Origin of the sequence: Paraburkholderia atlantica, from assembly GCF_009362785.1 — a bacterium.
Lineage (GTDB): Bacteria > Pseudomonadota > Gammaproteobacteria > Burkholderiales > Burkholderiaceae > Paraburkholderia > Paraburkholderia atlantica.
The window spans coordinates 99,952-118,826 of record NZ_WHNQ01000021.1; the positions used below are offsets into that span (position 1 = coordinate 99,952).

General features: G+C 62.4%; 23 protein-coding genes. 19 read left to right on the forward strand and 4 right to left on the reverse strand.

Features of this window, described 5'->3' with window-relative positions; all coding sequences use genetic code 11:
* Positions 1-58 precede the first annotated feature (58 nt).
* From GCT19_RS26295 to GCT19_RS26305, 3 genes are all read left to right on the forward strand, one after another.
* On the forward strand, positions 59-1,357 hold the full coding sequence (locus tag GCT19_RS26295; RefSeq protein ID WP_018438359.1) for a TAXI family TRAP transporter solute-binding subunit: 1,299 nt from the start codon (positions 59-61) through the stop codon (positions 1,355-1,357).
* A gap of 237 nt (positions 1,358-1,594) precedes the next feature.
* The gene (locus GCT19_RS26300; RefSeq protein WP_018438360.1) at positions 1,595-1,798 is read left to right on the forward strand and encodes a DUF3562 domain-containing protein; all 204 of its coding nucleotides are present in this window, start codon (positions 1,595-1,597) and stop codon (positions 1,796-1,798) included.
* Between the two features lie 142 nt (positions 1,799-1,940).
* Complete coding sequence (locus GCT19_RS26305) at positions 1,941-2,402, forward strand: GNAT family N-acetyltransferase (RefSeq protein ID WP_018438361.1); 462 nt, start codon at positions 1,941-1,943, stop codon at positions 2,400-2,402.
* Between the two features lie 58 nt (positions 2,403-2,460).
* Here GCT19_RS26305 and GCT19_RS44835 read toward each other — a convergent pair whose 3' ends face one another.
* Positions 2,461-2,628, reverse strand: a complete 168-nt coding sequence (locus GCT19_RS44835) for a hypothetical protein (protein ID WP_408582396.1) — start codon at positions 2,626-2,628, stop codon at positions 2,461-2,463.
* 444 nt (positions 2,629-3,072) lie between these two features.
* Here GCT19_RS44835 and GCT19_RS26315 point away from each other — a divergent pair, with 444 nt between their 5' ends.
* From GCT19_RS26315 to GCT19_RS26355, 9 genes are all read left to right on the forward strand, one after another.
* Positions 3,073-3,369, forward strand: a complete 297-nt coding sequence (locus GCT19_RS26315) for a hypothetical protein (protein ID WP_152853576.1) — start codon at positions 3,073-3,075, stop codon at positions 3,367-3,369.
* A gap of 101 nt (positions 3,370-3,470) precedes the next feature.
* Complete coding sequence (locus GCT19_RS26320) at positions 3,471-5,183, forward strand: acid phosphatase (RefSeq protein WP_152853577.1); 1,713 nt, start codon at positions 3,471-3,473, stop codon at positions 5,181-5,183.
* Between the two features lie 217 nt (positions 5,184-5,400).
* The gene (locus GCT19_RS26325) at positions 5,401-5,760 is read left to right on the forward strand and encodes a DUF3564 domain-containing protein (RefSeq protein ID WP_013092796.1); all 360 of its coding nucleotides are present in this window, start codon (positions 5,401-5,403) and stop codon (positions 5,758-5,760) included.
* A 319-nt stretch (positions 5,761-6,079) separates the two neighbouring features.
* On the forward strand, positions 6,080-6,829 hold the full coding sequence (locus GCT19_RS26330; RefSeq protein WP_152853578.1) for a DNA/RNA non-specific endonuclease: 750 nt from the start codon (positions 6,080-6,082) through the stop codon (positions 6,827-6,829).
* Complete coding sequence (locus GCT19_RS26335; RefSeq protein WP_018438366.1) at positions 6,822-7,082, forward strand: hypothetical protein; 261 nt, start codon at positions 6,822-6,824, stop codon at positions 7,080-7,082. The genes GCT19_RS26330 and GCT19_RS26335 overlap by 8 nt, the downstream gene beginning before the upstream one ends.
* A 310-nt stretch (positions 7,083-7,392) precedes the next feature.
* A complete protein-coding gene (locus GCT19_RS26340) occupies positions 7,393-8,508 on the forward strand; it encodes a SpoIIE family protein phosphatase (protein ID WP_152853602.1) in 1,116 nt (371 codons plus the stop codon).
* 12 nt (positions 8,509-8,520) lie between these two features.
* Positions 8,521-9,084, forward strand: a complete 564-nt coding sequence (locus tag GCT19_RS26345; RefSeq protein ID WP_018438368.1) for a SiaB family protein kinase — start codon at positions 8,521-8,523, stop codon at positions 9,082-9,084.
* 19 nt (positions 9,085-9,103) lie between these two features.
* Positions 9,104-9,499, forward strand: coding sequence for a DUF1987 domain-containing protein (locus GCT19_RS26350; RefSeq protein WP_018438369.1), 396 nt, complete (start codon positions 9,104-9,106; stop codon positions 9,497-9,499).
* Between the two features lies 1 nt (position 9,500).
* Positions 9,501-10,226 carry a GGDEF domain-containing protein gene (locus GCT19_RS26355; RefSeq protein WP_026229250.1) on the forward strand — a complete coding sequence of 242 codons (726 nt, stop codon included), beginning with the start codon at positions 9,501-9,503 and terminating at the stop codon, positions 10,224-10,226.
* Between the two features lie 83 nt (positions 10,227-10,309).
* On the opposite strand, the gene GCT19_RS43570 is transcribed toward GCT19_RS26355, so the two are convergent.
* Positions 10,310-10,555, reverse strand: a complete 246-nt coding sequence (locus tag GCT19_RS43570) for a hypothetical protein (RefSeq protein WP_227749338.1) — start codon at positions 10,553-10,555, stop codon at positions 10,310-10,312.
* Between GCT19_RS43570 and GCT19_RS26360 the strand changes: the two genes are divergently transcribed.
* The 4 genes from GCT19_RS26360 to GCT19_RS26375 all read left to right on the forward strand — a co-directional run bounded on the left by GCT19_RS26360 (position 10,541) and on the right by GCT19_RS26375 (position 14,130).
* Positions 10,541-12,358, forward strand: coding sequence for a putative bifunctional diguanylate cyclase/phosphodiesterase (locus GCT19_RS26360; protein ID WP_227749339.1), 1,818 nt, complete (start codon positions 10,541-10,543; stop codon positions 12,356-12,358). The genes GCT19_RS43570 and GCT19_RS26360 overlap by 15 nt on opposite strands.
* 148 nt (positions 12,359-12,506) lie before the next feature.
* Positions 12,507-12,902 (forward strand): hypothetical protein, encoded by a 396-nt coding sequence (locus GCT19_RS26365; RefSeq protein WP_152853580.1) that lies wholly within the window; start codon positions 12,507-12,509, stop codon positions 12,900-12,902.
* 241 nt (positions 12,903-13,143) lie between these two features.
* Entirely contained in the window at positions 13,144-13,461 is a 318-nt protein-coding gene (locus GCT19_RS26370; protein ID WP_018438373.1) for a hypothetical protein, read from the forward strand.
* 129 nt (positions 13,462-13,590) lie between these two features.
* Entirely contained in the window at positions 13,591-14,130 is a 540-nt protein-coding gene (locus GCT19_RS26375; RefSeq protein ID WP_018438374.1) for an Mpo1 family 2-hydroxy fatty acid dioxygenase, read from the forward strand.
* A gap of 14 nt (positions 14,131-14,144) precedes the next feature.
* On the opposite strand, the gene rarD is transcribed toward GCT19_RS26375, so the two are convergent.
* Positions 14,145-15,041: an EamA family transporter RarD gene (rarD, locus tag GCT19_RS26380; protein WP_152853581.1), complete on the reverse strand. Its 897-nt coding sequence runs from the start codon at positions 15,039-15,041 to the stop codon at positions 14,145-14,147.
* Positions 15,042-15,598: 557 nt separating this feature from the next.
* On the opposite strand from rarD, the gene egtD reads away from it, so the two are divergent.
* On the forward strand, positions 15,599-16,582 hold the full coding sequence (gene egtD / locus GCT19_RS26385) for an L-histidine N(alpha)-methyltransferase (RefSeq protein ID WP_018438376.1): 984 nt from the start codon (positions 15,599-15,601) through the stop codon (positions 16,580-16,582).
* A 103-nt stretch (positions 16,583-16,685) separates the two neighbouring features.
* On the opposite strand, the gene GCT19_RS26390 is transcribed toward egtD, so the two are convergent.
* Entirely contained in the window at positions 16,686-16,979 is a 294-nt protein-coding gene (locus tag GCT19_RS26390; RefSeq protein ID WP_013092809.1) for an acylphosphatase, read from the reverse strand.
* A 138-nt stretch (positions 16,980-17,117) separates the two neighbouring features.
* On the opposite strand from GCT19_RS26390, the gene hpnA reads away from it, so the two are divergent.
* Together hpnA and GCT19_RS26400 are read left to right on the forward strand one after the other, a co-directional pair.
* Positions 17,118-18,128, forward strand: coding sequence for a hopanoid-associated sugar epimerase (gene hpnA, locus GCT19_RS26395; protein WP_152853582.1), 1,011 nt, complete (start codon positions 17,118-17,120; stop codon positions 18,126-18,128).
* 99 nt (positions 18,129-18,227) lie between these two features.
* Positions 18,228-18,803 (forward strand): hypothetical protein, encoded by a 576-nt coding sequence (locus GCT19_RS26400; protein ID WP_152853583.1) that lies wholly within the window; start codon positions 18,228-18,230, stop codon positions 18,801-18,803.
* Positions 18,804-18,875: the final 72 nt, after the last annotated feature.

Genomic DNA, 18,875 nt, shown 5'->3' on the forward strand with positions numbered 1-18,875 from the left:
AAACCGGGTAACGATGCCGAGACCAGACCCCGCGCCGTACCGCAGCCCGAGAACCCCTATGACACGGCGGCGCCGGCGTCTTCTGATCATCGGCGCGATCGTGCTCGTCGCCGCGTTCGGCTGGATGCTCGCGCTGATTCTCGAGCCCGCGTTCCAGCGCACGATCGTCATTACCACCGGCGCCGACGGCGGCATTTACCGTGGCTTCGCCGATCGCTACGCGCCGCTGCTCAAGCGCGAAGGCATCAAGCTCGACATCCGCAGCTCGTCGGGCTCGGTCGAAAACTACCAGCGCCTCGCCGACCCGGACAGCGCCTATCAAGTCGGCTTCATCCAGTCGGGCACGACCCGTCCGAAAGACACGGACAACCTGCAAACCATCGCCGCTGTGTCGTACGAGCCGATCTGGGTGTTCTATCGCGGCGACGCGACGATCGACCGGCTTTCGCAATTGCGCGGCAAGCGCATTTCGATAGGCGTGCCGGGTAGCGGGCTGCTCAACGTCTCGCAGGTGCTGCTCGGCTACAGCGGCGTCACGAGCCAGAACTCGACGCTGCTGCAGATGGACGCGACCGCCGCGTACCAAGGGCTCGAAAGCGGTCAGATCGACGCGGCGTTCTTCATCGGCCGGCCCGACGCCGACATGCAGCACACGCTGCTGACCAGCAACCTGAAGCTGATGAGCTTCGCGCAGGCCGATGCACTGGCGCAAAAATTCCCGTCGCTGTCGAAGATCGTATTGCCGCGCGCCTCGACGAGCGTCTCCGACGATCTGCCGCGCAACGATGTCACACTGCTCGCGGCGACGGCGCTGCTGGTGTCGAAGGACACGCTGCATCCGGCGCTCGTCTATCTGCTGCTCGACGCGGCGCGCACGGTGCATGGCGGCGAGGACTACTTCACGCCGCTCGGCACGTTCCCGAACCTGAACACCGAAGAATTCCCGATTTCCGACGAAAGCGTGCGCTACTTCAAATCGGGCCGGCCGTTTCTGTATCGCTACCTGCCGTTCTGGCTCGCGAGTCTGATCGAACGACGGCTGCTGATTCTGGTGCCGTTCCTCGCGCTGCTGATCGGCCTCGCGCAAGCGCTGCCGCGCATGCTCGAAGCGCGTATGAAGAAACGTCTGTTCGTGTGGTACCGCGCGATCAAGGCGCTCGAGGACGAAGTGTGGAAGAACGCCGAGCCGTCTCGCGCACAGATCGCGCAATGGAGTGAGGAGATTGAAAACATCGACGCAAACGCTAACCAGATCCGCATTCCGTACCGCTACTTTCAGGACGTTTACGCGCTGAAGCAGGCGATCGGCGTCGTGCGTGACCGGATCGCGCACGTAGCGCAGAAGATGGAGAAGTGAAGACGCCGTTCGCTTAGCCCTGCGCGTTTCCCGGGTATTCACCAGCGCCGTACCGGTTGATTTTCCGCGCGCCCTCGCCGCAGGGTCGCTTGCCGCAGGGCAAGAAGAAAATCTCTGTGAAATCGGTCGAACGATAGGTCGATTCAATTGGCGTGCTCGCGAATCACATCCTGTAATGGACTCCTGCCGTGCGCGTACCGTCCATCCAGTCGGCCGCGCACTATCCGGAGAGCGTCCATGTCGCAGCCTGAGCCGAATGTAGACGAAGTAGTCCGCAGCATCGCCGAAGAAACCGACACGCCGACCGAAACGGTGTCCCGCATGTACGCCGATACGCTCGCCGAATTCCGGAACGAGGCGCGCGTGTTCGACTACGTTCCGCTGTTCGCCGCGAAGAAGGTCCGGAACGAGCTTCGCCAGAAGCATCCTCGCAAGCACTGACTCGCGGCACGCGGTGATGCATCGGCTCACCGCACTGTCGCACGCGTCGTGGCTCCAGATTTTGCGATCATGGTGGAGCTAACAATCGCGCCGCAAATTTTCTATGCTGGCGGTTCCACAGCTTTCCAAAGGAGCCGCCCACATGTCCGCCCCGCTGCAGATTCGCGCCGTCACCCGTGACGATTTCGATGCATGGCTGCCGCTATGGGATGCCTACAACGCGTTTTATGGCCGCTCGGGCGAGACCGCGTTGCCGCGCGAGATCACGCAAATCACGTGGAATCGCTTTTTCGATGGCTACGAGCCGATGCATGCGTTCGTCGCGGAACGCGCCGGGCAATTGCAGGGCATCGTGCATTTTCTCTATCACCGTCATACGACGATGGCGGGACCGATCTGCTACCTGCAGGACCTGTACACGCTCGATAGCGAGCGCGGCAAGGGCGTCGGCCGTGCGCTGATCGAGGCCGTCTATGCGCGGGCAAAAGCCGACGGCGCGCAACGCGTCTACTGGCAAACGCACGAGACGAATCACACCGCGATGCAGCTCTATGACAGGGTCGCGGAAAAGTCCGGCTTCGTGGTTTATCGCAAAACGCTTTAGCGCACAGCGCTTCGTCAGGGCCCATCGAAGACAAAAGGCGCGCCTTTCGTTTCACTGCTCAAGCGGTCACGGAGAGTCCTGCAGCGCAATGCAGCAGGACTCGCCGACAGATATGAAATAAGTATTTGAAGTAGTCGCGCCGCCGTGAAGTCAGCGCGCGGTCAATGTGCGGCAAGGCGATGATCAGCGGCTCACGCTCGCCGCTCTCGCCGGTCTCCGAACGCACGCGGCGCTCTTGCCGCTCTGGTCGCGCACCGGCGCGTTCACCACCGAAATCCCCCGCTCGAACGACATCTCGCCGGCCGCATAGCCGGCGTGCGCTCGGTGAAGCGTTCGAACTGCGGCTGCGGATACGGCTGGCGCAACTCCTCGAAGCTTAGATCGCCCATCAGCACCTGGCCATGCACCGTTGGATCCGCGGGCAGGCGCATGCAACGTGCACCTTGACCGAGCTGTACATCGGCTCGGGGGTCCGCGCCTTCGCGACGAACACGAGGTCGCGCTAAACGCGGATCAGCAGATGCGTGCCGCGCCCGGTCGCGTCACGCAGGCGTTCGGAAGCGCGAAGCATGCGGCGAATCGGCTACGCGGTGCTATGCTTTGATCCGGTCCAGCGGCGCGGTGTGTCCCAGCCGCGCGCTCGCGCCGTCCAAGCGTAGGAGGCCACGTCATGCCCAACGCGATCCAGATTCAGGTTGCCGACTCGCATCTTTATCCTGGCTGCGCGGTGCGCATCGCCGATCTTCCCGAACCGGCCGGCACGCCGAACCTCGCCGAGGCACGCGTCGAGTTCGCGGATGGCTCCGGCGCGCACGCCACCTGTCATCGGCGCGCGCATGACGAACTCGAATTGACCGTCGATCGTTACGCGACGCAAAAGCGTCATCCGATCGACGCACGGCACTGGCTACTATTGGCTGTCGATGCCACGCATCACAGCTGGCGCGTCAAGCGTCGGCTGCCGTAAAGCCGCGAGGCCTGCCGGCCTCGGCGGACCCGTAACCGGTGTCGCGCGCGCCGCCTCCAGCGGCGCCGATGCGACCGTCACGTCTCCTTCGGAACTCACCGATGACCGACCACGATCCTCACCTGCTGCCGAAACTGGACAACCCCGATTCAATCGACAACACCAACGACGCCCCCGACGATCCCGAACGCCGGCGCGTCCTGACCGGTCTCGCGGCGGTCGGCCTCGGCCTCGCGTTGACCGGCTGCAAAACGGGCGAGGGACTCGCGGGCAACGGCCCGCCGCGCAGCGCCGCCGACTTGCGCCTCGACGCTGCGCTGCACGATCAGGTGAAGAACATCGTGGTGATTTACGCGGAGAACCGCAGCTTCGCGAACCTGTACGGCAACTATCCGGGTGTCCAGCATCCGCTCGACGCGGTCACCGCCGAGCAGTACGTCCAGCTCGACCGCGATGGCAAGACGCCGCTGCCGCGGCTGCCGGCGATCTGGGGCGGGCTGGTGCCGCAGGCGCAGGAAGTGGACGGCAAGCGCTACATGATCGGCGAAAAGGATCTCGATCATCTGCGCAACCGGCCGTTCCAGATCGTCGATGCGCACGGCGCGCCGCTGCCGACCGGCGTGATCACCCGCGACCTCATTCATCGCTTCTATCAGAACCAGATGCAGATCAACGCGGGGCGCAACAACCAGTTCGCCGCGTGGGGCGATTCAGGCGGCCTCGTGATGGGGCACTACCGCAATTCCGCCGACACGCTGCGTCTGTGGAATCTGGCGCAGCAGTACACGCTGTGCGACAACTTCTTCATGGCCGCTTTCGGCGGCTCGTGGCTGAACCACATCTTCCTGATCTCCGCGCAGGCGCCGTATTACCCGGACATCCACAACAGTCCGGCGAAGAAGATGGTGTCGGTCCTGGAAGGCGACGATCCGACCGGCACCCGTTTGAAGCTCGCGCCCAATTCGCCCGCGTCGGCACTCGACGGTCCGCCGAAGTTCGTCAATGACGGCGCTTTCACCGCCGACGGCTACGCGGTCAACACGATGGCGCCGCCGTATCAGCCGAGCAGCGTGCGTCCGGCCGAAGGCGGCGACCCGGCTTTCGCCGATCCGTCGGACCCGCGCGTGATGCCGCCGCAGAATTACGCGACGATCGGCGACCGGCTGACCGCCAAGGGCATCGACTGGGCGTGGTACAGCGGCGCGTGGCAATTCGCGCTCGATCATCGCGATACGGGATCGATGCCCGACTTCCAGTACCACCATCAGCCGTTTAACTACTTCGCCAATTACGCGCCGGGCACCGCCGCGCGCCGCCGCTATCTGCGCGACGGCGGCATGGGCAACGACGCGTCGACTAATCGCCTGATCGCCGACATCGACGCGGGACGTTTGCCGACCGTCACGTTCTACAAACCGCAGGGCGACCTGAACATGCACGCGGGCTACGCGGACGTCGCCTCGGGCGACCATCACATCGCGACGCTGATCGAGCATATTCAGCGCGGCCCGCAATGGCAGAACACGGTCGTCATCGTCACCGTCGACGAAAACGGCGGTTGGTGGGACCACGTCGCGCCGCCGATAGGCGATCGTTGGGGGCCGGGTTCGCGCGTTCCCGCGCTGGTGATCTCGCCGCTCGCGAAGAAGGGTTACGTCGATCACACGGTGTACGACACGAACTCAATTCTCCGTTTCATTAGCCGTGTGCATGGACTCGCTCCGCTTGATGGCGTAATCGTGCGGGACAAGGCATTCGCCAGCAACGGACTCGCGCCGCTCGGCGATCTGACCGCTTCGCTCGATCTCGCTTGAACGCCTGTCAGCTGCGTTGATTTGCCGCGGCTCGCGATGTGGATGTGGTCGTTACAGCATGCATGTCGCGTACGCCGCGCCGCGTTGAGCATGCACCGTACCTTCCCACCCGGTTTGGCGAATTATTTTTCCGTTCGCAAATCATGCCTTTGTCTTGCATAAAGCGCCGCGCCGCCTAGACTGGTAAAGCCCTTCGCAATTTATGAACGGAACTGCTATGCGACTGACCATCCTGATTAACGGTTCCGATCCCACCGTAAGCCATGATTACGCTGTGCTCTGGCTCGATACCGATGAACATCGGTGGTCGAGAGAAGCGCATCAAGGGATCGATTTACCCCCTTGGGGTGAACTGCGCGACGAGAACGGCGTGACCACGCTGTGCGCACCGAGCGCCGACGCGCCGCTCTGTACGTTGCGCGGTCTGCACGTCGATCGCAAGGAACGAGTGAGCGCCGCTCAAGGCGCCGCAGCATGGACCGCGCTGCGAACCCGCAAGGCGACTAGCGGCTTCTGGCGTTTGCAGGCGGTGGATCGTCAAAAAACCCGCGCTGAAAACAGCGTGTTCGGTAATTAATCTCTGGCGCGCTTCGCCGCGCTCTCTTTTCCGGTCGAAACTTCCGGCTCATTGCGCGAGCACTGTTCGTACGCGTAATTCTGTTCGTGCGCAAACGAACATAACGTACCGCCATATCGCAAGCCTTAAGACCTTCTTAAGCTTGCGTGCGTAGAGTCGGAAGTCCACGCATTCGGGTCGCTGCAAAGCGGCCCACTTTTTTGTGCGGCGCACGCCGCCTCTTCTGTTTCCCATCCCCTTTCCTTGATTCGCATTGCCCGGTCGCTCGATGCGGGCCGCGACGCTATACTTGCGTCCCCTTTCATCGAACCGCCGACACATGAAGAAGTGGCTTGCCTGTCTGTTCCTCGCCGTCGCCGCTCATGCGGGCGCGGCGCCCTCCTGCACCAGCTTCACGCCGAATGCGCAATGGCCCGTCCTCATCAATCAGAAGATGGCGCCCAAAACGCGCATGCTTTGTTATAGCGATTTCGCGGTGCTGCATTCGGGTATCACGCACGGTCCGCTGTGGTCGGCCGAGCATCTGACACGCGAGCACATCGAAGAAGCGAAGGACATGGTGCGTACCAACAAGTTCTTCGAAGACGCGCGTCTGCCCGAAGGTGAAGGCGCGACACTCGCCGACTACAAGCGCAGTGGATATGATCGCGGCCATATGAGTCCGGCTGGCAATCGCTGGAACAGTGAGGCGATGGCGCAATCATTCTCGCTCGCGAACATCGTGCCGCAAGACCGTCAGAACAACCAACGATTGTGGGCGCGCATCGAAACCGCGGTGCGTAAGATTGCGCTCTCCTACGACGACACGTACGTCGTCACCGGACCGCTGTTCACCGGTCAGCAATTGCAGACGATCGGACCGACGCGCGTGTTCGTGCCGACCCAGTTGTACAAGGTTGTCTATGTGCCGTCGCGTCAACTGGCATTCGCAGTCGTGGTTGATAATGTGGCGACCAACCGCTACGACATGCGCACGATTCACGAACTCGAAGCGATGTCGGGCATCCGCTTTCCGGGCATTCCGGATAACCTGAAGGACCAGCGGCCAGGAGGACTAAAAGGTGTTTAAGCCCTATTCGAACGATGACGACGTGCTCAACATTCAGGGTGATGCGCTGACACTCAGCAACGGCACGACGCGTATCGTGCTGAACGGCACGCTCGAATTGACACGCGATCAACGCGGCTTGAAGGCGGCGCTCGCGCTGAAGGAAGCGCTCGATGCAATCGTCGCGAGTCTGCAGGCGCAGAAGGATTTGCCGGCGAAGGTGCCGGACGAGCCGGATGCCAAGCCGGGTGTCGTGCAGAATCCGTTTCAATGACTAGGCCCGTCGGCGTTGCATTTGCGCAACCTCGCAGCTCGCAAGTTTTACTGATGTCGGTCACGCAAACCTTTGCGTGACCGCTCGTTTTCTAATCTCGCGCCAATCGAGCGGATCACCTCCGCTCTGTCACATAAAGTACATAGAGAAACCTTAGCGTGCGAGGTTTCTTCATACTTCGACTGGCGTCGCCATGCATCCAGCGTTCTCGAGATTTCGCCGCTCTTCCGCACAGGGGAATCCGCGCACTGCCGGAGATTTGTGCCAGGAAGTTCCATCCGTAGACGTTGAAGATCCCAACTCCGTGGTCATGGAGATCTTCTCGGCGCGACGCGACATGCAGAGTCTCGCTGTCATCAATGACCAGCGTCCCATCGGCCTGATCAACCGCGATATCTTCATGTCGCAGATGAGCAAGCCGTTCCATCGCGAGCTTTACGACAAGAAGAGTTGCATCGCGTTCATGGACAAGGACCCGCTCATCGTCGATGCCGACGTGAGCATCGAAGCGCTAACCTTCAGGACCGTCGAGGCCGGTGAAAAAGCACTGGTCGATGGTTTCATCGTGACACGCGAGGGACTCTTCGCGGGTCTCGGCAGTGGTCTGCAGCTGATCAGCGCGGTCGCGGAAATGCAGGCGGAGAAGAACCGCCAGATCATGCAGAGTATCGAGTACGCCAGCGTGATCCAGCGCGCCATGTTGCGTGCTTCCAGCGAGACGCTGTCGATGAAGCTGCGCGACGCGGCGATGGTCTGGGAACCTCGCGACGTCGTCGGCGGCGACTTCTATCATTTCGCGGCCTTTCCGAACGGCTGGTTCGGCGCCGTTGCCGATTGCACCGGACATGGCGTTCCCGGCGCCTTCATGACCTTGCTTGCATCGGCGTCACTGTCGAAGGCGCTCGAACAGATCGGTCCGCGCGACCCCGCCGCGCTGCTGGCGGCCGTCAATCGCAACGTCAAGGGCTTGCTGGGGCAAGTGAACAGTGCCGACGAAGGAACCCAATCCAACGACGGCCTGGACACGGCGCTCTTCTGGTTCGATGCCACGGAGAACGTGCTGCATTTTGCCGGCGCGAGGATCGCGCTGCACATCCTGTCGCCCGATGCCGCGGAGTTCGAGACGATCAGCGCCGACCGCATGGGTGTCGGCTATGTGGACAGTCGTGCCGACTATGCGTGGAACTTGCGCTCCATCCCGGTCACAGCGGGTAGCCTGCTGTTCATCTATACCGACGGCCTCGCCGATCAGATCGGCGGTCCGCGCAATATTTCTTTCGGCCGGCGCCGTGCGCTCGACCTGATCCTCGAAAACCGCGCCGAAACTCCCGCGACGATTTGCGAGCGCGTCCGGCTCGCGCTCGCGGAGTGGCAAGGCAATCAAACGCGCCGTGACGACATCACGCTTTTCTGTGCCCGCATTTAGTGAATTCCCAGAATGTCTCAACTACTAGAACAAGACAGCGCCTTTTTCGAACTCGCGCAGCGGCGCAACGTGCTCTTCTATCACAAGGGCTACTTCTCCCATAACATCGTCGCGTCGATGGGCGAAGTCGTGAAACTGCAACTCGAAGTCGCCGGTGTCAGCGGTCCTACCCGCCGCAAGCTTTTCTCGTCCTTTATCGAGCTGGCACAGAACATCGTTCATTATTCGTCGAACGCGCTGGAGTCCGGCGGCGAAGGAGCAGGCGCGATACGCGAGGGCGCGGTGTGCATCTCGCGACACGGCGAGCATCACGTGATGTTGTGCGTCAATCCGATCGCGACCGCCGAGGTCGAGGGCCTGCGCAGCAGGCTGGAGCCTCTGCGCAACATGTCGCTCGAAGAAATCAAGCAGGCGTACAAGGTGACATTGCGCACCGACGCTCCGAAAGACAGCAAGGGCGCCGGCCTCGGCTTCCTGACGATGGCGCGCGATGCGAGCGCGCCGCTTGAATTCGCTTTTCATCCGCGTGCCGACGAACCCGGCACCACGCTGTTTTGCCTCATGGCCATCATCTGAGCAGGAAGGCACAAGAACAATGGAAAACCTACACATCCCCGCGACGACGACGTCGCCCGAAGTCGATTTTCGCTTCGACCAACACACGTTGTCGATCAAGGGTGAGTCCTACCCGGAAAACGCAGCCGCTTTTTACGCGCCGATCATCGAGCAGATGCGCAAGTACCTCGCCGCGAATGCCGGGGCCGAAATCACCATCGACGTCGCGTTGACGTACTTCAATAGCTCGAGCACCAAGATGCTGTTCAGCATCTTCGACGCGCTGGATCAGGCGGCGGAATCGGGAAGCCGCGTGTCGATGAACTGGTATCGCGACGAGGAAGACGAGACCATTGCCGAATTCGGCGAAGAACTGAAGGCCGATTTCCGCGCAATCGAGTTCACCGATCGTCCTATCGCGCAGCAGGGAAAATAAGGTGCGCTCGACCTCTTCCCGTGACGTGTCCTCGGGCGGCGCACCCGATCTGTTCCAGAACGAGAGCACGGCGCTGGCCAAGGCTCGCGCCATGCATTTGAACATCGATGCGGATGCCGCGGAGTATCGCCAGTCGCTGGGCGAACTGATCGAGCACTTCCAGCGCCTGATGCGCGAAACACGGCGCCTGATCGGCCGCAGCGACCGGGCTGAACGCGAGATGCAGGTGCTGGCCCAGCAGTTGGCGTATCGCGCATCGCACGACGCGTTGACCGGCGTGCTGAACCGCAGCGCCGTGATCGAGCGGACCACCAAGGTCTTGCGCACCAGCAGCGCGGTGATGATCATCCTCGACATCGACGAATTCAAGCGGATCAACGACGACTACGGCCACCCCACTGGAGACGCGGTCATTTCGGGGGTCGTCGATTGCCTGCGCAGAATCGTCGGGGAACAGGGCTTCATCGGGCGAGTGGGCGGTGAGGAGTTCACCGTGTTGCTGCCCGGCCATGAACCGGCCAGTGGCGCCATTCTTGCCGAGCGCATGCGAGAAGCCATCAGTGACTCGCTGGTCGTTCCACCGGTCGAGCGCCGCATCACGGCCAGCTTTGGCGTCAGCATCAACGCAGTCGGAACCTGCTTCGACACCGCATACGGTCTCGCCGATGCGGCTCTGTACCGCGCCAAGCGAAGCGGACGCAACCGCGTGGAATTTGCAGATCGATAGGCGGATAAGCAGAGCCATAGCGCGCCGTTACCAGCTAGATCCCCAGCGCCCTAAGGCAAGTCATGCAGCCACCTGAACATTCACTATCCGGGCGAGCCGGTTTTCGCCCGTGCCGCGTTGACGGAAAGGGAAGCGCCTTGGGACAGGAAGCAGCGCGCAAAGCCGGTACTGTCATAGCCGTGCTTGCCATTCTCGCTGTCATTGCGACGAGTACCTTCCTCGCAATCCGCCAGAGCAGCGAGCAGGACAGTTCGCTTCGGACGATCCAGGCTTCCGGGCGGCTGCGCCACGACCTCGACCAGGTTCAGCACGTCATGCTCGATGAGCATGCGACGCTCTACACCTCGATAGCGACGGTGCCGCTCTACAATCGCGCCGCTTATAGCTTTCCGATGCTGGAGCTGCTCGCGTTGACGCGCGACGCGCGCGAGAGTTGCAGCGAGAACCACGAATGCGTATCGCGGCTGTCGGATCTGGACGACATGATCGGCAGACTCAGCGAACAGAGCTTCGGTCTTGCGCGGATGATCGCGGAGCATCCCGGCAGCGTGGCAGTGGGCGACCCCCGGCTCGAGGAAATCGACGCCTATTTCTACAGCGTCCTCGAGCGGGTCGTCGACGTACGGCTCGCGGCCGACGCCAAGGTCGCTTCAGTCGTCAGCAAATCGTCGTTGGATGCGAAGTGGTTTACGCGCATGCTGTTGGGCTGCGGCGTCGCTTCGGCCTTGTTGCTGCTGTCGCTGATTCACTGGAATGGCCGCATTGGAGCGCATCTTCGCCGCTCGCTCAAAAGACTCGAGCATCAAGCCAGATACGATGCCCTGACCGAGTTGCCGAACCGGGTGCTGCTCGGCGAACATCTTTCGGAGTCGCTGGTGCGCGCGGCCGCGACAGGCCAGAACGTTTCCGTCCTGTTCCTCGATCTGGATCGTTTCAAGGACGTCAACGATTCGCTCGGACACCGCGTCGGCGATTTGCTGCTGCAAGCTGTGGCGCGAAGGCTTCAGCGCCTGCTTCGCGCGACGGATTTCGTCGCGCGCTACGGGGGCGATGAATTCGTCATCGTCGCGGAACGAGCCGACGCGAAGCAACTCACCGAAATGCTGGATACGCTGATTCACGAGATGAGCGAGCCGTATCGCATCGGCGAGCACGAGCTTTATCTCGAAGCAAGCATCGGCGTCAGTACTTATCCACAAGACGGCGCCCAGCCGGAACTGCTCACGCGCAATGCCGATGCCGCGTTGTACGTGGCGAAATCGCGCGGGCGAAACGGCTATCAATTCTACGAACCGGAGCTGAGCCGGGCGGCCGCGGAGAAGTTACGGCTCACGACGCGACTGCGGCGCGCAGCGAAAGCCAGTGAGTTGTATCTGGCGTATCAGCCGCAGATCGACATGAAACGCGGATGCATCGTCGGCGCCGAGGCGCTGTTACGGTGGCACGACGACGAACTCGGTGAGGTGTCGCCGGCCGTCTTCATCCCGCTTGCCGAAGAAACCGGTTTGATCCAGAGCATCGGCACCTGGGTATTGCGGCAGGCGTGCCTGCAGGCGAGCGCATGGGTACGCTCGGGGCTTCCGCCCGTGCGCATCTCGGTCAATGTTTCGCCACTTCAACTCGAACGGGCAGACCTTCCAGGCGTGGTGCGCTCGGCACTCGAGGACGCCAATTGGCCCGCCGAACTGCTGGAACTCGAAGTCACCGAGGGCACGCTGATGCGCAACGCGGAAGAAGCGCAACGGGCTTTTCGCGAGCTGCGCGAACTCGGTGTGTCCATCGCTATCGACGACTTCGGCACCGGCTATTCGAGCCTCAGCTATCTGAAACGCTTTAGCGTCGATCGCATCAAGATCGATCGCGCCTTCGTTTGCGAAATCGGCAGAGACAAGGAGCTCGAAGCGCTGTCGCTTGCGATCATCGCGATTGCTGAAACGCTGAGCTTCGATGTCGTCGCCGAAGGGGTCGAGCTCGATGTCCAGCGCGAGTTTCTGGTCCGCCACGGATGCACGGTGGCCCAGGGTTTCCTGTTCAGCCCAGCGGTCTCGCCGGAGGCTTTAGCGCAGTTGCTCGGAAAGACGGCGGTCGCGTCTTCATTGAGCGCGGCGACTTTCCGCGGATTCGCTCTCTGAGCCGCAACATGTATCCGCGCTGACGCACTACTTACGTTTTGTCACCAGCGCAGCGTCAACTCCTGTATTCCGCCCCACGTTAAACCGGCAGCGCTGAAATGATTCAGCCGCGACAAACGAATCCACCGATTCAACCAGGAGTCACATCATGAAGACGCTTTTCGCCGCTGTTGCTTCCGCACTGCTCGTGTCGACCGCATTCGCTCAAACCGCCGCACCGTCCGCCGCACAACCCGCACAACCCGCACAACCCGCGCAAGCCGCGCAGTTGCCGGCCGCCGGCCAGGCGAATCTGAAGGCGAGCACCGTGGTGCAAGCCGGCGCAACGGACGACAGCGCGACCGCAGCGAAAGCGCCCGCCGAAGCCGCCACGCAAAAGCACGTGAAAAAGACTTCGGCCCATACGAAGAAGGCCCATAAGTCCACGGGCAAAAATGCCGTCGAAACGAGCGCGGCGAAGACTAAAACGGAGAGCGCGAAAGAGGCCAGCACTGCCCCGGCGAAAGCCGACGGCGCACAAGCCGACACGACCAAAACGCAATAACACGTGATCGGTTTCGGCGCTGACCGGCCATGCAGGTGCTGTTCAAATAGAAGTTGATCGAAGCCGGACCGTGCCGTTCAGGGAGGGCGAGTCTTATGACTCGCCTTTTTTTATACCGCGTGTCACGCCGTGTCGTATCTTTTTGTCGACAGACGCGCGAATTTTTGCACCGTCTTTACACGCGGGCGATTACTCTCGAATTGTTCCAATTCACCATCGCGTTACACGAACGCCGCATCACATGGCTCTCACGCAATCGCTCGACAAGCTCTCGCCGCAATCTGCCAGCAAGCAGATTCAACACAGCAACGTCATTCCGTTTCCGTCGGCGCGCGCGCTTCTACTCGTGACCCTGCCGCACGCTCACTTGCGCGCACTGCTTCATTCGCCGCTCGGCGTCTATGTCATCAACACGGAAATCGTGCGCGGAGAAGACCGCGTGCAACTCGACATCGCGCGCGAAGATCTCGACTTCACGTTGCACATGCTGCTCACCACGTTGCCCGCCGCGACGATCGGCCCATTGAAACGTCGCGTCGGGCACCCGAGCGCGCGTTGACTGCGCTCGACGAGCACAGTACAAACCATGGACAGCATTAGTGGGCGATCGTCGCTGATTGCCGGCTACCCGATGGTTTGAAAATCCGCCGCCCTCGATTATGCTGACTTTGACACGGGAGCGGCACTGATGAGAACGCTGACGCAGCAACTGACGCAATACGCGGCCTACCACCGCGACCGGCGCAATATCGCCACGCACTTCGTCGGCATTCCGCTGATCGTGCTCGCGCTCGCGGTGTTGTTGAGCCGCCCGTCGTTCGGCGCCGCGATGTTCCCGGTCACGTTGTCCCCAGCGTGGCTGTTGTTCGTCGCGGCGACCGTCTACTACCTCGCGCTCGACGTGCCGCTCGGCGTGCTGATGGCCTGCGTGTCGGCGCTTTGTGTCCGATTCGGCGAGTGGATCGCCGCGCAAACGACTCTCATGTGGCTCGCGACCGGCATTGGGCTCTTCGTGATCGGCTGGGTGTTCCAGTTCGTCGGTCACGTCGCGTACGAACATCGCAAGCCGGCCTTCGTCGACGACGTGATCGGCCTGTTGATCGGCCCGCTATTCGTGCTCGCCGAAGCGCTGTTCGGGGTCGGCTGGCGTCCCGAGTTGCGCGACGCGATCGAGGCGCAGGTAGGCCCGACGCGCATCAATCCACGGCGGACCGAAGCGCATCGCTGAGCGGGCGTCGCCGTTCAGCTCGACGCGAACCGAACGAAGCGCACGCTGTGCAACGCTGTCAGCGCGACGGCGATCCAGATTGGCACATAGGTCGCGAGTTGCGCGACGCTCAGCGTTTCGCGCAGCAGCGTGATCGATACGAACACGAGCAGCACCGGCTCGACGTAGCCGAGGATGCCGAACAACGCGACCGGCAACAGGCGGCTCGCCTTCAGATACGAAGCGAGCGCGAGCGTGCTCAACGCACCGAGGCCCGGCAACAGCAGAAACCACATTTCCGCGCGTCCGGCGATCGCTTGCAGCGAACCGCCGCTGACGATGAACACGATCGCCACCGGCAACAGCAAGGCCATTTCGACGGTGAACATCGCGAGTGAATCCTGATTGATCTGACGGCGCAGCACGAAATAAGGTGGATAGCCGAGCGCAACGACCAGCGTCGGCCACGAAAACGCGCCGGTCACCCACAGCTCATGCGCGACGCCAACGGCCGCGCAAGCGACCGCGAACCACTGCAACGCGTCGAGCCGTTCGTGATAGTGGAAGCGACCGACCAGCACCATCACGAGCGGCAGCAGGAAATAACCGAGCGACACTTCGAGCATCCGCCCATGCAGCGGCGCCCACAGAAACAGCCATAGCTGCACGCCGAGCAAGCCAGCGGCGACGATCATCGCGACGCCGAGCTTCGGCTGCTTCATCATTCGGACAACGAGCGCGTGCAGAATCGGCAGACGCTTGCGCACCGCGACGAGCAGCAGCGCGCCAGGCACGGTCCACACGATGCGCCACGCGAAGATGTCGAGGCCCGAAAGCGGTTTCAGCAGCGTCGCGTAAGCGGACAGTAACGCGAACATCGCCGACGCACCAACCGACAATGCGATCCCTCGCCTGAAGTCGTTGTGGTTCATTGCGTGGTCCGGAATCGGTGTGACGCGTGGGCTTGCGGTGCGCGACGCAGGCTCGCGGCGTTCGTTGTCGTCATGAATAAGATGTCTCGTGAGCAGGCGGGCACGCGAGCAAAACGGCCGACGCTGCGTTGTTGTTTTGAAGCGGCTGTGCAAAACCGCAGGAAAACGGGCATTCTAGACGGGTTATTCGCCGACGGACCTGCGCTTTTTCGTCAATCGGCTGCAATTAGTCGTGCACATCGCGCGTCGATGCACTAGAACATAACTTCGTGCGCGCGGCCGGCGAAGCCATTTCCGGTTCGTCAACGCCGTGCGCGAATCTTGCTACCAAGTTTTGCACGCTGTGGCCGCATCACTCGCGACAACGACGGCCACAGCGGCACGAAACCAGCAGCACCCACGAGCCGGGTCGGCGAATGCAACTCTGAGCGCAGTCTTGGAGGCCGCCATGAACCGACGTCCGCGCATCTCGCCCACGGCATGCGTCAACCGCGTTCATCGCGCATGCCACCACCCGGCAGCAATCCCGCTCATCGAATGTGACTACTGGAGCCAGCATGACCCAGCCAGCCCTATCGCTTAGCAACTCGCCTTCCGAACTACGCCGCGCCTTTGCCGCCGACGTGTACGCCGGCCTCACCCACACGCCACAAAAAGAGCTGCCGTCGAAGTACCTGTACGACGAAGTCGGCTCCGCACTTTTTGAAGTGATTACCGTATTGCCCGAATACGGCGTCACGCGCGCCGAAGAACGGCTGCTCGCGAAGCACGCGGCCGATATCGTCGAGCATTTGCCGCATGACGTGACGGTCGCCGAACTCGGCAGCGGCAGCGGCCGCAAAACGCGGCGCATTCTCGAGGCACTGTGTAAAAAGCGCCCCACTTCTTACTGCCCGATTGAAATTTCGCGCAGTGCATTGCAGTTGTGCCGGCGCGAACTCGGTGACATCGAGCGGATTTCGATCGTCGGTTATGAGCGCGACTATCTGGCCGGTCTCGCCGAAGTGAGCCGGCAGCGCGCGCCCGGCGACCGCTTGCTCGTGCTGTTTCTCGGCAGCACGATCGGCAACTTCGGCCGGCTCGCGGCGACGCGTTTTCTGCGCGACATCCGCAACATGCTCGCGCCCGGCGACGCGTTGCTGCTCGGCACCGATCTGATCAAACCGACGCCCGTGCTGATCGCCGCCTACGACGACGCGGTCGGCGTGACCGCGTCGTTCAATCTGAACCTGCTCGCGCGCATCAACCGCGAACTCGACGCCGACTTCCCGCTCGATGAGTTCGAGCACGTCGCGCGCTTCAATCCGGATGCTCGCAGCATCGAGATGCATCTGCGCGCAAAGCGCGATATCACCGCTCACGTGCGCGCGGCAAAGCTAACGGTGTCGCTGAAGGAGGGCGAGACGATCTGGACCGAAAGCAGCCACAAGTATCGCGCGGAGGAATTGCCCGCGATCGCCGATGACGCCGGCTTCGTGTGCAGTCATCAGTGGATCGAGGATGAGTGGGGATTCGCGGAGAGTTTGCTGGTGGCGCGCTGAGCGCCGACCACGCGGCAAACCACGGCCGATCAAGGAATCAACGAAAAAGCGGCGCGCCCTCCTCTGGACGGCGCGCCGCTTTTTTAACCCGCTCAGCTCGCCCTCAATGCTGCTCGAAGCGCTCGTACCGCTTGTCGGTCGCGCGCTCCTCGCCGCTCACCTCGGTCACGCGCGCCGCCGGCGGTCCGTGACGCAGCCACGACAGCATCCGGTCGATCTGATTGGCCGGTCCCTGCAACATCGCCTCGACCGAACCGTCGTCGAGATTCGCGACCCATCCCTTGATGCCGAGCGCGTGCGCCTGGCGCACCGTCGCCAGGCGAAAGCCAACGCCCTGCACTGTGCCGCGCACCCGCGCGTAATATGTTTCGATCCGCTCATCCAGATCCGGGGCCATGCCGCTACCTCCTTTTAATGCCTGACAGTCTTTCAAGCCGGCATTCTAGTCGTGTCGCGGCGAGCGTGCTCGACAACACCCATCCCTTGCGCGCGCCACGTACAATCCGTCGACCGTCACGCAGGAAATGGAAACAGAATGACCGAACAGAATCGCGATCTCGTGCTCGTGACCGGCGCATCCGGCTTCGTCGGCTCGTCGGTGGCGCGCATCGCGCAAAGCAAAGGCTTTCGCGTGCGCGTGCTGGTGCGCGCGACGAGTCCGCGCCAGAACGTCGAATCGCTCGATGCGGAAATCGTCGTCGGCGACATGCGCGACGAAGCATCGATGCGCAACGCGCTGCGCGGCGTGCGCTATCTGCTGCACGTGGCCGCCGACTATCGGCTGTGGGCGCCGGACCCTGGCGAGATCGAGCGCGCGAATCTCGAAGGCACCGAGGCGACGATGCGCGCGGCGTTGAAGGAAGGCGTGGAGCGCATCGTATACACGAGCAGCGTCGCGACGCTGAAGGTGACGAGCTCCGGCCAGTCCGCTGACGAAACCTCGCCGCTGCGCGCCGATCAGGCGATCGGCGTCTACAAGCGCAGCAAGGTGCTCGCCGAGCGCGCGGTCGAGCGCATGATCGCCGAGGACGGCCTGCCCGCGGTGATCGTCAATCCGTCGACGCCGATCGGCCCGCGCGACGTGAAGCCGACGCCGACCGGCCGCATCATCCTGGAGGCGGCGCTCGGCAAGATTCCCGCATTCGTCGATACCGGGTTGAACCTCGTGCACGTCGACGACGTCGCCGCCGGCCATTTCCTCGCGCTCGAACGCGGCAAGATCGGCGAGCGCTATATTCTCGGTGGCGAAAATCTGCCGCTGCAGCAGATGCTCGCCGACATCGCGGCGTTGACCGGCCGCAAGGCACCCACACTGAGCCTGCCGCGCTGGCCTTTGTATCCGCTCGCGATGGGCGCGGAAGCGGTCGCCAAGTTCACGAAGCGCGAACCGTTCGTCACCGTCGACGGACTGAAGATGTCGAAGAACAAGATGTATTTCACATCGGCGAAGGCAGAACGCGAACTGGGGTATCGCGCGCGGCCTTATCGCGAGGGTCTCGCCGATGCGCTCGAATGGTTCCGGCAGGCGGGGTATCTGAAGCGGTAAGCGACGGCCGTAAGCATTTTGTTACAAGTCCCGCGCCGGCGACGGGTCCAAGCCCGCGCGCAGCAGGTAAAATCGCGGGTCCTACCTGAGAAACCTCGCATGAATCTTCACGAACAGCTCGGCGCGCTGGAAATGGGCGTCGATCAGCTCATTCAGGCTGTCGTGGCCACGCAGGCCGAGAACACTCCCGAGACAAACGCTGACGCGGCATCGCCCGCGGCGGTGGAGCATGCCGCGCACGACGCAGCGGCAGAAGCGGCAGCGGAACAGCCCGCGAGCCCCGCAGCAACGGCCGAAGCAAACGTCGAAGCAAACGCCGAAACGATCGATAAGCCGGCCGCGCCGCAAATCCAGCCGACGCTCGAAATCAACCGCCCCGCGCGCGACGAAATCACGATGACGATTGGCAACCAGACCGTCGCGCTGCGCCCGGAACAGATCAGCAGGCTGATCGAGGAACTGTCGAACGCGCGCGCGTCGATGACGCCGGAGCAGCCGCAAGGCATCCCGCCGGGCTGGCAATTCGTGTCGACGAAGAATCCGATGATGGCCGTGCAGAAGCAGTCGAGCGGCGACCGTTTGCTCGTGATGCGCCACACCGGCCACGGCTGGGTGCCGTTCACGTTCTCGCCCGACGTCGTGATTCAGATGTACATGATGCTGACGAACGCGTGATGAAAAGCGCGTGACGTAAAAAAAGCGGCCGGGAGCCGCTTTTTTTACGTCTGCATTCTGCATCCGACGAGC